A 15301-nucleotide genomic window follows, 5' to 3' on the forward strand; every position below is an offset into this window, starting at 1 on the left:
TTACGCAAATTCCGTCGTTTTCTATTTATTTTTTAGCCGGAAACAAAAGCATCAATGCCGGTATACCGGAAGCAGAATAACTGTCGATTTCCGCACCTTCCGGCAACTTTTTATAGTATTCGCCTCCACATACGTTCCGTGTCTTATCTCTGTTTGCCCAACCTGTTTTGATGGTACGTTTCAGGAACGGGAGATATTGGGTTTGTCCGCAATCATACACCAACCATGCCATATATTCCGCAAAGATGGCAGTATAGATACCCTGTTCAATACCACCTTCGAAAGGTAGCACTTTATGTTCTGCAGACATATCTTTCACTGTATAGTCTGCTGCCAGAATAGCATTGTCCAGATAACGTTTCTCTCCGGTCGCCTTATAAAGCAGTATGGACGCTCCGATAAAGGTTGCCTGATTATAGACATGTGCTTTCCAGTCAGGATTACCATTTCCATGACGGCTATCGGCAATCTTTCCTGTTGCTTTATCCAAGAGATTTTCCACTCCCCATTCATAGATTTCTTTACCTTTGGCAAGATATTGAGCTTTCGTCTGATAATCCGGCCGTTTGTCGGTCGATTCTTTTCTATTTTCAGGCACGTTATTATAGAGGGTTAATGCTGCAACAACTGTCGGAAAGTTGATACATGCCATCTTTCCATCACCGAATTTATTCGGTTTCGGATTTTGAATGGGTTGCCATTGCCAGAACATACCTCCGTTTTCTTTGTCATACGAACCGGTATCACCGACTTTTTCCGAGCCATACCATACCCGTTTGAAACTGGCTTCCGAGAGTTTCAGATATTCATCCACTCCAAAAAGTTCGTAGCCGCGTGCCAAGCTGATAGTCCACCACATGATGTCATCGTAGATGAACCAACCGGTATTTTCGTTGTTATCATCAAAATCAAACTGACAATATTGCGCTTTGTTCCCTGCGAATATTTTCTCGCAGAGTGTTTTATAATAACTTGTCTTCTTTCTGTCTTTCTGTGCCTTTGCCAGTTTATAGGCATTCATTGCCATATCCCAATAAATAGGCTGACACCAGATAGCCGCTGCTCCATTGCCACGGTCAACAGCACTTGGATAGGCAGAATTTGTCTTGTAAATATATTTATTGGAGTCTAGTAGTGTATTGTTAAATCCTTCATAAGCTGCCCATACATCTTCGTTCGTATATGCGTGCTTCTTCTGGTTTGCTTTTCCTGAATTGCCGACTGCCCATATAGTAGTTGATGCTCCCAATAGTAGTGTCAGAGCTAAAAGAATTTTGCCTTTCATGATAGTTTATAAGTTTATAAGTTTATAGTATTTTTCCTGTTACAAAGATTGCAGAAATAGCTGAAAAAAAACGATAATATTTATTCAATAAAGAACAAATACAGACCAAAACACTTTTCTACAATAAAAATAAAGGATTAATAAAGGGTTATTGGAGAATAATTCCCCCTCACTCTGTCCTTATGACAGAGATAAGGGGAATATTTAATCTACCTATTGAAAACTCATTCCGGTAAACAATTATTTGTTATCTGTAATATCTGTGGATTCAATCCATTGCCAGTTATCACCAACCAATGTTGCCGTATGGCCTTTCAAACCTGTTATTGTGCTGGTAGCACTTTGAGTAGGCTGATCACCTTTCACTTCAAAATCCCAGGCTTCTACCAAATTCGGATTATCGGCACTTACACCTTCTTCATTCCCCATATAAGAAGCATATACCTGATTTTCTGTCCGGTTTGTTTTCCAGATACGTATCTTCTTTATGTAACCGGAGAACCATTCGTTACGATTTCCATTTTTGTCCATCATACAGAATCCCGTCATGCGAATCTGATTGGCTATGGATTGTTCATTGATATACGTTCTCCAAGACTCACCCACACGAATAGGATCTCCTTGCCTCGTACCGTCAATCATGGAATAACACTTCACATCTGTCGGAGTATCAAATCCCGGCAGTCCCTTATCCCTGAAGAGGAATGCATAATGCGTCCAACGATCTTTGGTCCAGTTGTCCGACTTTTTCCATCCCGGTTCCCATTCTTGTGGATTTGTATGATTATTATCTTGCCAGTGAGCAACCATTGTTCTCAACAATCCCTTCGTACGATCCTGTGCGCGCCATCCGCTCCAATAAGGATCGTTGGTCATGGTAGAAAGGAAAGTACAGTTGTCTTCTCCCTGTCTATTGCAATATTCTTTAATATTCACCCAAAGTTCAATCGTAAATGCCTGATTGTCATCCTCTCCAAACTTCACATAATCCTCGCTATAACCAAAGTCTATATAAGAACCGGCATTTCCGTCTACAAACAGATTCCAGGTAATCTGACTGTTATCCGGCCATGCAGAATCTTCGACTTCTTCTACTTTCTTATCGGCAGCAGCAATAGCCTCATCATAAATCTCCTGCGTCATATCTGTGATGGAACCGGATTTGATTCTTTCAGCCAGACTTTCCAAGTCTTTAGCTGCACTCTCCAAAACCGACTTATTTTCTACCGGATATTGTCCCTGATGATTTCCCCACTTCGTTTCATCATTAACGATTGCAAGTATTTCATCCGCCTTAGCCAGTAAATTATTGATATATTGCTGTGCTTCCGGAGACAGATTATAATATTTTGAATTTTTAAACTCGTCAATCGCTTGATTTACCTTTGCTACAGCAGCTTCCAAAGTTGTTTCATCCAGTTCTTCGCCAGCTTCTACCCGTGTTATCAGTGCATCCAACTCGGCAATAGCAGCATTTAATATATCCTTTCCAGTTTCAGGATATGTTCCGGGAGCAGTTCCATAGGTTGAATTTTTCAATAAATAGTTCAATGACGTACGGCTTTCCTGTAAGATACTTAATTGTGTATCTGTTATGTACTCGTCTTCAATATCGTCACAAGCGGTAAATATCCCTGCCAGACTAGAAATCAGGAGGAAAGAGAGGAGCATTGCTCCCTCTCTCCATTTATTAGTTAAACATTTCATGTTTTTCATCGTTTTTACATTATTATTCAACAATACGTTGCCACTCGTAAGTACCGATAATCTTAGCAGTATGACGGCCTGTCAAATCTATTACTTCATTACCCGAACCGGAAGGTTTGGTCATGAAATCCCATGCTGCCGCCAAATCTGCTTCTTTACCCGTCACTTCTGCCGTTCCATTATAAGAATTCTGAACATATTCGTTATCCTTTGCGCTCTTCCAGATGCGGATTTTCTTCATATAACCGGCAAAGCCTTCTTCAAACAGATTATCACTGGTACGCATATAACGTCCGAAAGCGGTCATCGGGGCATTATAGTTGGCATAGTTGCTTGAATTATAGAATCTGCTACCCACGCTTCCCTCGGTTGTTTTCACTTCTCCGTTCACATACAATTTCGCACGAAGCTCCGGACTGCCCGGCAAGCCTTTATCACTGTACACAAACAAGAAATGTTGCCATTCTCCATCTTCCGGTGCCTTTAGTGACGGTTCACAGATATTTCCTCCTGTTTCGCCCCAAGTTGCACGATAAATACCACCGTCTGCATTACGCCAGTACATCATCCAGCCGTTACGCCATCCATCACCGCCCATATAAGTTGACAGGAACACATTCTGGTCTTTTCCACCACCTTTGGTTACTTTCACCCAAAACTCAACAGTAAAGGCTTGGTTTCCTTCGGTTCCGAAATTGACATATTCTTCGCTACGTCCGAAATCGATATAAGAACCACCATCACCACGTCCGTCCACAAACAGTTCAGCCGGTGTTGTTTCAGCGTCTTCTGTACGGATCGTACTCTTGAACTGTTCTATAGACGCCTTGGCTTCTGCCACATAGCGTTGTTTCTCACTTTCCGACGGAGAGGGTTGCTGATATTTGATTAAAAGTACCGCATGATTGGCATCATCTATCGCATCTGTCAGAATTGCCCGGCTTTCGGTGGGGTACTGTCCTTTCTTATCTCCGTAGTCTGAATTTTGCTGCAAATCGGTCATTTCAGCAATCAATGCATCCAGTTGGTCGATATAGGTATCTTCTATTTCAGGAGCCGCAGTATACTCGTCATGCGTTTCTTCAGAACAAGCCGCCAATTGAAGTGTCAGTACCATGCATAACACATAATACCACATTTTCCAATTTGAATATTTCGTATTCATTATTCTTCTTTTTTATGGGTTACAATTATTTATCTGCCGGAAACAACAACATCAATGCCGGTATTCCGGATGCACTATAGCTGTCAATAGTAGCGCCTTCTATCTGTGCCTTATGATATTCGCCACCACACAAATTACGTGTCCGGTCGCGATTAGCCCAGCCGTAATTAATGCTACGTTTCAAGAACGGTACGTACTGGGTCTGGCCACAATCATTCACCAGCATGGCCATGTATTCCGCAAAGATAGCGGTATAAATACCCTGTTCCACGCCACTCTCGAACGGCAGTAAATCATACGTTCCGGACATGGTATTCATTGTATAGTCAGCTCCCAAAATTGCATTGTCCAAATATGTTTTCTCACCGGTAGCTTTATAAAGCAATAACGAAGCTCCGATAAAAGTGGCCTGATTGTATACATGGTCCGACCATGCCGGATTACCTTCACCATGCTTGCTGTCGGCAACCTCTCCGGTATTGCTGTCTACCAGATTCTTCACAGCCCATTCATAGATTTCTTTTCCTTTTGCCAGATAAGCTTCCTTCGTTTCATAATGCGGACGGGTAAAATCACCGTACTTATTACTCCAGCTTTCCGGATTCGGATCAGCCACACGATCGGCAGGAACGTTATTGTAAAGGGTCAATGCAGCTACCACAGTCGGGAAATTAATACAAGCCATCTTACCATCACCGGCAGCATTTTCATTCGGATTGCCGATAGGCTGCCATTGCCAGAACATACCTCCACCCAAATTCTTTTCAGGATCTGCATAAGAACCCGTATCACCTACGCGGGGAGAACCGTACCATACACGTGCAAAACTTGCTTCTGCCAGACTGCGATACTCTTCCACTTTAAATAATTCGTAAGCACGTGCCAAAGTAATGGTCCACCACTGTATATCATCATAGATAAACCAGCCGGTATTCTCATTATTATCGTCGAAATCAAAGTTTACATAATGTGCTTTATTTCCGGCAAACAAATCATCACACAACTGCTTGTATTTGTTTTCTCTTTCCGTATCTCCTTCCGCTTTTGCACGTTTATATGCGTTCATGGCCATATCCCAATAGATCGGTTGGCACCAGATAGCGGCAGCTCCGTTATTACGGTCGGTAGCAGCAGTATAAGCGGTACTTGTTTTATAAATGTTCTTATCGGGGTCCAGTAAGTTATCATTAAATGCTTCATAGGCAGTCCAGGTATCCGCATTGGTATACTCCGGTACAATCTCGTAATCCGGAGTATATGGCTTTGCCTGTTTATCCTCATTGCAAGAGGACATACAAAGGACACCGGACATGAGACAAACTGCAGAGAAAATATATTGTTTCATCATCATTTCTATTTTATAATCAGTATTTAGAATCCTGTATTCTGAACCAAGTTTTTATCAATATCAATTTCGCCCTGTGGTATGGGGAAGAAGTACTGACGGTCAAAAATACGCTTCACAATCTCCGTACGCTTGAAGAATTCATTTCCGTCATAATTGACATTCATACCGTGAATTGCCTTGTTGAAATACTCATTTACCAATCCCCAGCGACGTACATCAAAATAACGGCAGTTTTCAAAACTCAACTCAATGCGTTTCTCCTTACGAATCAGCTCCATGACTTCTTCCGTTGTAGTCGGTTTAGGCAGATTGACTGTTTCACCGTAGCCCGGAATGCCCGCACGCTTACGGATCATGTTCATATACGTCCAGATGTCTTCATGAGTCGGGCTGACATGAGCAAGCGCTTCGATATAGTCAAAATAAATATTAGTCAGACGCAAGAGCACACAAACCAGATTCTGGTTACGGTCACCGGAATCCATACATTTACGTACTAAATAACCTGTACTCGTATAGTCATTGCTACCTTGTTCCTTACCACAGCTTCCGCTATAAGTGAAATCTACTATATAACCGCCTTCTGTTCCTTCAAACCATTTTGAATTACTAAAGGTTATGTCTGCATAGAAACGAGGTTCACGATTAACATACATCATTCTGGTTCCTACCGGTGCATATAAAGTACCGTCTATTCCTTTGTATTCTGCTGTAGAGACTCCTTCTTCTACATAATCGGATTTTTCGTTGATAATCGGAGTGACACCGTCAGCACTATAACCGGAAATAGGGGATTCTCCGTTTGACATGAAATAGGCATCTACCATTTCTTGGGTTGCTCCCAACAAGCTACCACCCCTATAGTTGGTCGTATTACCGGATCTATTCGGCATACGGTCGTACTGCATGGTTCCGGCAGCATTATCCAAACGGTAGAAAATCATTTCTTTATTGTTACCCATTTCAGAAAACAAGGTTCTTACTGCACGGCGATAAGATTCCGTCGGACTGAATCCTTCCGAGTCCGGACCGGAAACAGCAACACCGTCCTTATTGGTATACATCAAATGATAACGACTTCCGTAATTAGAGAAGAAAGTGTTACATTCATCAATCACTTTCTGCCAATTGGCACGTTTGGTAGCTTCATCCGGTTTGTTAGGGAACAGCTTTGTTCCGTCCGTATTAGCCAAGCCTGAATAGTAAGTGCACTCTCCGTTAAACAACCAGCTGGCACGATAAGTCAATGCTTCAATGATAAACGCCTGTGCAATCGCCTTGTCAATACGGCCATATCCGGACACTTTGTCGGTAGAAGCATCGTCCAATAAACCATCGTTTTGTGCACCTTTCAGTTCTGATACGATAAAATCAAAACACTCATCTACCGTATTGCGCGAGAGTTGCAACTCATCACTCGGAGTATCCATCGGAAAATCCTTTTCAAGCAAAGGAACCGGACCATAAGTACGTACTAAATAAAAATAATAGATCGCCCGCAAAGCTCTTGCCTCCGCTTTCCATTGATTTCTTTCTGTAACAGTCAGCGGTGCCTGATCTACATTTTCTGTAAATACTGCCGCTTCATGAATACCTGAAAACCAACTCTTCCAGCGATATAATACCATTGTTCCTTCAGTCGCATCGATAGAGTTGTTATTTATCAGTTTTTCCTTTTTGTCATTTGTCCACTCCGCCTCATCGCTAGCGCCCGTCCAAGGACCGGGAGTACGGTACAGACTTGTTTCATGCACCTGACGTTGGTTAAATTCATCCGGTAAGAATGTGTATACATTCGAAAGATACCGCAAGGCTCCATCTCTGGTTGTGAAAATCTCCTTGAGTGATAAACGGTCATCAGGCACCTGGTCAAAATAGTCATTACAAGATGTCGTCAAGAGACACGCCAGCAAACTTACGATTATATAATTATATTTTTTCATTATCTTTTTGTTTAGAATGTGAAATTAATACCAACTGAATAAGAAGTCGTATTCGGATAAGAAGCACCATTATCGGTATTCAACTCCGGATCCCACAATTTGAAGCGACTCAAAGTGAACAGGTTAGTTCCCATTACATATACAGCCGCATTCTTCAGATGAACTTTATTCACCCAGGGTTTCGGCAGATTATAAGAGATCTGCAATGTCTTCAGACGCAGGAAGTTCATGTTACGCACCCACCAGGTACTTTTCTGGAAGTTATTAATGCTACTGGTTGTTTCGCTTCCATAAGACAAACGCGGATAAAAGGCATTCTGATCCGGATTTTCCTCTGTCCAACGGTCGTCAATGTTAGAGTAGAGGTTACCGCTACCACCACCGCCATTAAACGGATTAATACTGCTACCGTTCAATACACGTTCGGCTCCCGCTACGCCCTGAAACATCATGCCCACAGACAAGTCTTTCCAGCCTACTGTAAATCCGAAACCATAGACAGTTGTCGGCACATCTCCACGAGAAATGTAAGTCTGGTCGTACGCATCAATCTGACCGTCATTGTTCAAGTCCTTGTATTTGATATCTCCGGCTTTCACTGTTCCAAACTGTGAAGCAAACGGTTTGGGAGTAATGGCTTTATTGGCAGCCGACAAAGATTCCCAACGTGCCATATCATCTATTTCAGCCTGAGTGAACAGTCCCTCGGCAACATACCCTTTCGCTCCATTGATGTTACGTCCATATTGGTTCATCCATTCGTATTTCTGTTCCGGCAATTCTCCCTGAATCCATTTATCCTTATTAAAGGTGACATTACCCCGAAGCGCAATTACCCAGTCTTTATTGATACGCTTGTTATATTCGATTGTTCCGTCAAATCCCTTATTTTCTATGATACCGATGTTTCCGTAAGGAGCAGATGTGTTGTACCCCAAGAATGAAGGCATAGAATGTTCACGCTTCAACAGAATGTTTTCACGACGTTCCTTAAACAAGTCGAACACAATAGACAGGTCGTCATTAAATAGCTTAAGGTCAATACCCAAGTCTTGTTTGCGAGATTCTTCCCAGATCAGGTCAACAGCCATATTCACTGTTTCATAACCGGCCCACTTAGTTCCATTCGGTCCGAATTTATAGCCATAGTCTCCATTCTCTTTCATCTGATCCAGATACATGAAACGACGGTCGGAAACTTCGCTATTACCCACTTTACCATCCGTATAACGTATCTTCAAGAAAGAAACTGCCTTCGACAGAGGTTGCCAGAATTTCTCATTTGAAACAACCCATCCTACACCAAATGCAGGGAAAGTTCCGAAACGATGTTTGGGCGAAAAATTCTCGGCACCGTTATAACCGATGTTGAACTCTGCGAAGTAACGGTCTTTCCATGAATAAGTGGCACGACCGGCAATACCCATCATACGATACGGAATCGCATCTTCCAATGTCCCTTTCGGATATAATAGTTTGGATTGCTGATTGAACAGGAATAACGCACTAACACGATGATCGTCGTTGAATGTCCGGTCATAATTCAAGGAAGCCTCCAAATAAGTCTTTTTGTTGCCACTCGTTTCCTGTGTATAGCTTAACACGTTACTTCCTTCATAAATACGTTGCAGAATAGGTTGTCCATTCATATCGTAAGGAACACTAGTGTCCAGGAAGTTGTAGGTAGACTCCGCACGGTCCTGATGTACATGTATCTCATTGTATACGTCGAATGCGTACATAGCAGTCAGTTTCAGTCCTTTCGTGAGCATATCCAAATCCTGTGTGACGCGCAAATTAGAGTAAATCTGATTTTTCGTCAGGTTGTCATAACCACGACGTGTAGCCTGTGAATAAGGGTTATTAAAGTTGTTATTGGTTGAAGTTCCCGGCACAAAGGCTTCTCCGTTAACAAAGAACATCTTCGGATATTCAACCGGTGAGATAGACATTGCCGCATTATACAAATCGGCAGAAGAGATGGCCGGATAGTTTCCTTCTCCCAGATAACCTTGCGCACCGATCTCGACCTTAGTAGTAGGAGTTACGTCGATATTCAAATTGGTAGTAAAGTTATAACGGCTATATTTCATTTTGGAATCATAGGTGTTGATATTCTTATCAGTCACCGTCATACCTGTCTCATTAAAATAGCTGACTGATGCATAATAAGCGACTTTCTCGCTACCACCGCGTACATTTACATTCACACGGCGATTATGTCCCCAATCATTAAAGATTTCTTTCAACCAATCCACATTCGGATATAGATAAGGATCCTTACCGGCAATCGTGTTACGTATCTGATCTTCTGTATATTTCGTAGCAATACCGTCATTACGCATTGCCTCGTTGGCTGCATTCATATAAGTGATACCATCTGCCAAATCGACCATCTTCGTGAAACGGGTAAACGATTCATAATAATCCGCGCTCACTGTCGGTTTTCCTACCTTTCCCGGTTTGGTTTTAATCAAAATTACGCCATTGGCACCACGTACACCATACACAGCTGTTGCTGATGCATCTTTCAGCGTTGTCAACGATTCAATATCTTCCGGATCGATGTCATTGAACGAACGTTCCACTCCATCCACCAATACCAGCGGAGAAGAAGTGTTGGGAGTGGAAATACCACGAATCCAGATATCAGCAGCATCTTTTCCCGGTTCTCCTGTACGTTGTACAGCCACAACACCCGCCAGACGTCCCGCCAATGTAGTTGTTAAACTGGCAGAAGGCGTCTTAATATCTTCCATCTTCATGGAAGACTGTGCACCGATATTACTTATTTTACGCTGGGTACCATACCCCACAATAACAGTCTCTTCCAATTCGTTGACCTGTTCTTCCAAGGTGACATCATAAATGTTGGTCGAGGCATTGGTTCGTATTTCAGAAGTTTTAAACCCGATATAGGTAAATTTAAGCACTACGCTCTTCTTGGTTACGAATATCTCATACAAACCATCCATATTCGTAATCGAACCGTTTGCATCTCCATCCACAGTGACGTTCACCCCAATAAGCGGCTCTCCTTTTATATCAGTGACACGTCCGGATATTTTCCGCTTATTCTGTTGCTGTTCGGTTGAAGCAGGGGCTTTTCCGGAAATAAATATTTGCCTGTCAGAGATCCGATAAGTACACGAAGTACCTTCGAAAAGTTCAGAAAGAATATCTTCTATATTTTTATTCTTACTGTCGATAGATACCTTACGTTCTAAGTTGACAGCGTCATCTAAATAGAAGAAAACAAATTGACTACTTTTCTCTATTGTTTTAAGCACTTCTCTCAACGTCGAGTTACTCATGCTGACCGAAAGAGTCTTAAATTGAGAATAATTGTTGTAACTTGCGAAAGAGTAGTCTATTCCGAGAAGTAAAAAGCACAGGAATAGCCCGAGAACCTTACTCTTTCGTTCTCTAATTGCATTTTTCATATTAAACATGTTAAAAATTTCTCATAATATTATTTTCTGTATATAAACATTCATAGGCACACAAGTCCCATCTGGATGATAGTTCGTATCATCCACTCTCTTCAATAATTACCATAAAATACGGGAGTTAGATTAGTTTATTATCTTATTTTTTTATATCTATTTCTTTACTACTCGATACGTTTTATATTGTTCATCATAGGCATAAGAAATTGGTGCAACAAAGGTTAATCCATTAATAACTGTTTCAAAGTTGTCTTTCAAATCGATTTTTCCGGAACATTTTATTTTACTTAGCGCTGGGTCAAATTCTACATTCACACCATAATAGGTAGACAAGCGTTGCAAGACTATTCCCAAATCGGCACTTTGGAAACAATAGAGTCCATTTATCCACGATATTGCCTGTTCTACATCTACTTGTGATATATTTTCCTTTCCATCGGCAGAACTGAACATCTGATTAGGAGCCAAAATCGCTTTCGGAGTCCGGGCTGTCTCTACCTGAACACATCCTTGCGCTAGCACTACACTTCTAATCGCTTCCGACTCATACGCCGTTACATTAAATTTAGTACCAAGCACCCTGACATTCATATCTTTGGTCCGCACATAGAAAGGGCGGTTTTCATCTCTGGCTACTTCTATGTAGATTTCTCCGTCCACATAGATTTCACGTTTATCTTTTTCAAACTCTACCGGATAAATCACTCTCGTGCCGGCATTCACCCAGACTTTAGATCCATCGGCAAACGTCAATACCGATCGCTTTCCACGCGGAATGACCAATTGATTGTAAGCTGCCGATTTTTCCTTTTGTATACTTTCCTGATTTGTTTTGATTTCTACGGAATCATACGTAATCTCCGTTTCTTTTTCTTTCAGGCTCACTACGTTATCTTCCGCCAAAATCAACAGTGTTTCTTCCGTCAGAGGCAAATCAGCTTTGGTATTCACTGCAAAAGTGGCAATATCCGGATCCAGCACCGAAGAATAACTCTTTAATAAGAAGAAACATCCCACAAGAATAGCAACACTGGCCGCCGAGCTCAATCCTATTAAGAAATAGTTCTTACGTTTCGCCTTCTCCTTATTTATATTGGTTGCCTGTATACGAGTCCATAAATCATCCGTTTCCTCGTTTGAAAGTACTTCTTCTTTCTCTTTTGAAAAAACCTCCAAATATCTTTTTGCTGCTATATATTCATCTATATTAGAAGGATTCATCTGTTCAAATTCATCCCAGAACTTCTGTGTTTCTTCCGTAGGGTAATTCATGGAAGAAATAAAGAAATCATTCTGAAGGAATTCTTCAAAAGTATATAGGGAAAAATCTGTATGTTTTTGTTCAGAGTTCATCATTTTCATTGTCTTTACGTATGAATAACAGTTGTACTTTCATTTTATACTCACCTTTTCCGAAGTTTTTTCCACTTTTTTTGATTGACAGGAAAAATAGGCTGATTATTCTCTCTTATTTTCTCTTAAATAAGTCCCGGATACGTCCCAAAGCCCGTTGAATGGAGTTAGAAACAGATTGATTATTCATGTCTGTCACCTTACTTATTTCATCGATACTCATCTCTTTGATATATCGATAATAAATAATTTCACGCTGTCTGTCCGTCAATACAGACATCATAGTATGCACGGTTGCCTGAACTTGTTTTTCCTGTTCATTATTAATATATATAGTTTCCGGAGTGGAGGGGGATTCGTCAACCGTCTCTTCTCTCTCACCTATTTCATCAAACGAAAGAGAATCTGTTGTCTTTTTTAGCGCATTAAAAAGAGTGTTTTTCAACGCTACCGTCAAATAAGCTGCAATATTATCTGTTGGGGCTAACTTTGCACGATTCATGTGGATTTTCACAAACACATCATGTATGCAATCTTTAATTAATTCTTTGTCTGAAGTATATAATAGTCCGAATCGAAACAGATCTTGCACCGTTCGATTATAGATTTGGGTATACGCACTCGAATCTCCCTCGAGAAACCTTTTCCACAAAAGGGAGTCGGAAAGAGTGTGTATATCTGGGGTCATTATAATAAGTATGTTTGATTTACAAGGACAAAAATAAAACAATAAATCAAAAAAAGCCCATCTTTATTAAAATATTAATTACGGATGGGCTGAACTTTTCAGATTTTACTTCAATGGGCTTGCCTTTACTCCCTCGAAAGTCATCTTTATGGGTTTTATTTTTCCATCTTTATCAAAGTACATACGGTCAACGCAGGTCACACGAGCGTTTCCATCCGTTTCACCCAATGGATGGCGATGATAAATGATGTACCATTCATCCTCTCCCGGCCCTTTTACAACTGAATGATGACCGGCACCTGTTCCAATTTTGGGATCTCTCTGTAATATTTTTGCTTCTCTTTTGAAGGGTCCGAACGGTGAGTCGGCAATGGCATAAGCAACACAATAATCCGGTCCGGTCCAACCGCCTTCTGACCACATAAAATAGTATTTTCCGTTACGTTTCAACATAAAAGGTCCCTCTACATATTTTTCGGGGGTTACTTCCTTATAAAGGGTACCATCTTCAAACGGTACGATACTCAACAAGTCCGGGGCCAGTTTCACCATATTACAATGTCCCCAGCCACCATAATACATATAATACTGTCCGTCATCGTCTTTGTAAACAAACTGATCGATCGGTTGCGCACCATTTACAAATTTATCAATCAGAGGTTTGCCTAACGCATCTTTAAATGGTCCGGCAGGATTGTCGGCCACAGCTACACCAATACCGCCCAGTTCATTATTGCTTTGGATATCATTCGCACCGAAGAATATATAATATTTATCATTCGCATGAATCACGGCAGGTGCCCACAAAGCACGTTTAAACCAACTAATATTCTCTTTTGATAACACTTTCGGGTGCTTTGTCCAGTTCACCAGGTCTTTAGATGAGAAGGCATCCATGAAAGTCTGTTCGTCATAAGGCGCCGAATACGTAGGATAAATCCAGTATTCATCCCCAAATACAATTCCTTCCGGATCGGCATACCATCCCGGAAATACAGGATTGCCACTCGTCTTCGGTTGTTGATTGGCTTTTTGTCCAAATACAGACTGGGAACAGCAAATAACACTAAGAAGAATAAGGTGCTTCAGTTTCATACAATATCAATTTTAAAGTTCGTGCCACAAAGATGAGAAAAAACAACTAGAAATTCAATAAATACAAACCAATTAAGGATAAATACTAACCAATCTGCAAAAAAAAGATGATTTATCAGGATTTTGTGCTTTCTTTGCAGTGTCATTATTAAATGAAAAATACCATGAAAAGCAGATTGTTATTACTAGCCGTACTTTTAGTCATTATTTGTGCATCCTGTCAACCCAAGAAGAAAACAGAGCCGGAAAAGGAAGCCATAACAGGAGCTACTTATACAAATCCGCTACGTGAAAGAGGAGCAGAGCCATGGGCTGTTTTTTATAAAGGGAAATATTATTATACGCAAGGCTCTGAAAGCAGAATCATGCTCTGGGAGACCAGTGATATTACAAATTTGAATGACAGTCTTAGAAAGCCGGTATGGATACCAACCGATCCAAGCAATTCCCATCACTTATGGGCCCCCGAAATGCATCGCATCAACAACAAATGGTATATTTACTTCGCAGCAGACGATGGTAATATGGATAATCACCAGATTTATGTGATTGAAAACGAGGCTGATATTCCTACAGAGGGTAAGTTTGTTATGAAAGGGCGCATACCGACCGACAAAGATAACAACTGGGCAATTCATGCGAGTACTTTCGAACACAACGGACAGCGTTACATGATTTGGTGCGGATGGCAAAAACGAAGAATTGACAGCGAGACACAATGTATATACATCGCTTCGATGGAAAATCCGTGGACTCTTTCTTCTGATAGAGTCCTGATTTCCAAGCCTGAATATGAATGGGAGTGTCAATGGGTGAATCCCGATGGCAGCAAAACAGCCTATCCGATCCATGTGAACGAAGCACCTCATTTCTTCCAGCCGAAGAATAAAGATAAAGTATGCATTTTTTATTCCGCCAGCGGTAGCTGGACTCCCTATTATTGTGTAGGATTGCTAACAGCAGACGCCAATGCCAACCTGTTGGACCCTGCTTCCTGGAAGAAACATCCGACACCTGTATTTCAGCAGAAACCGGAGAATGAAGTTTTTGGCCCCGGCGGCAGTTCTTTCGTCTCTTCACCGGATGGAAAGGAATGTTATATGCTTTATCATGCCCGTCAGATACCGAATGATGCTCCGGGTGCAATGGATTCACGTACTCCCCGCTTGCAGAAAATAGAGTGTGACAAAGATGGGATGCCTGTACTCGGAATACCGGATAAAGCCGGAGAACCCATGGCAAAGCCATCTGGTTCTCCAATCAATTAG

10 protein-coding genes are annotated in these 15301 nt (G+C 41.4%); 1 reads left to right on the plus strand and 9 read right to left on the minus strand.

From position 1 onward, the window contains the following. Positions 1-25 precede the first annotated feature (25 nt). From DXA54_RS15725 to DXA54_RS15765, 9 genes are all read right to left on the minus strand, one after another. A complete protein-coding gene (locus DXA54_RS15725; RefSeq protein ID WP_008649381.1) occupies positions 26-1285 on the minus strand; it encodes a glycoside hydrolase family 76 protein in 1260 nt (419 codons plus the stop codon). 240 nt (positions 1286-1525) lie between these two features. After that, entirely contained in the window at positions 1526-2992 is a 1467-nt protein-coding gene (locus DXA54_RS15730; protein ID WP_032852762.1) for a DUF4972 domain-containing protein, read from the minus strand. A gap of 22 nt (positions 2993-3014) precedes the next feature. Beyond that, entirely contained in the window at positions 3015-4157 is a 1143-nt protein-coding gene (locus DXA54_RS15735; RefSeq protein ID WP_032852728.1) for a DUF4972 domain-containing protein, read from the minus strand. A 25-nt stretch (positions 4158-4182) separates the two neighbouring features. Beyond that, a complete protein-coding gene (locus tag DXA54_RS15740) occupies positions 4183-5505 on the minus strand; it encodes a glycoside hydrolase family 76 protein (RefSeq protein WP_008649377.1) in 1323 nt (440 codons plus the stop codon). A gap of 23 nt (positions 5506-5528) precedes the next feature. After that, complete coding sequence (locus DXA54_RS15745; RefSeq protein WP_004322390.1) at positions 5529-7448, minus strand: RagB/SusD family nutrient uptake outer membrane protein; 1920 nt, start codon at positions 7446-7448, stop codon at positions 5529-5531. Positions 7449-7459: 11 nt separating this feature from the next. Then, entirely contained in the window at positions 7460-10891 is a 3432-nt protein-coding gene (locus DXA54_RS15750; RefSeq protein ID WP_032852761.1) for a TonB-dependent receptor, read from the minus strand. Positions 10892-11050: 159 nt separating this feature from the next. Then, complete coding sequence (locus DXA54_RS15755) at positions 11051-12253, minus strand: FecR family protein (RefSeq protein ID WP_032852760.1); 1203 nt, start codon at positions 12251-12253, stop codon at positions 11051-11053. A 112-nt stretch (positions 12254-12365) separates the two neighbouring features. Next, positions 12366-12938, minus strand: coding sequence for an RNA polymerase sigma factor (locus DXA54_RS15760; RefSeq protein ID WP_008649373.1), 573 nt, complete (start codon positions 12936-12938; stop codon positions 12366-12368). Positions 12939-13043: 105 nt separating this feature from the next. Then, positions 13044-14033 carry a glycoside hydrolase family 43 protein gene (locus DXA54_RS15765; protein ID WP_008649371.1) on the minus strand — a complete coding sequence of 330 codons (990 nt, stop codon included), beginning with the start codon at positions 14031-14033 and terminating at the stop codon, positions 13044-13046. A gap of 164 nt (positions 14034-14197) precedes the next feature. Between DXA54_RS15765 and DXA54_RS15770 the strand changes: the two genes are divergently transcribed. Then, on the plus strand, positions 14198-15301 hold the full coding sequence (locus tag DXA54_RS15770) for a family 43 glycosylhydrolase (protein WP_032852727.1): 1104 nt from the start codon (positions 14198-14200) through the stop codon (positions 15299-15301).

The organism is Bacteroides sp. OF03-11BH, assembly GCF_003604005.1.
Taxonomy (GTDB): domain Bacteria; phylum Bacteroidota; class Bacteroidia; order Bacteroidales; family Bacteroidaceae; genus Bacteroides; species Bacteroides ovatus.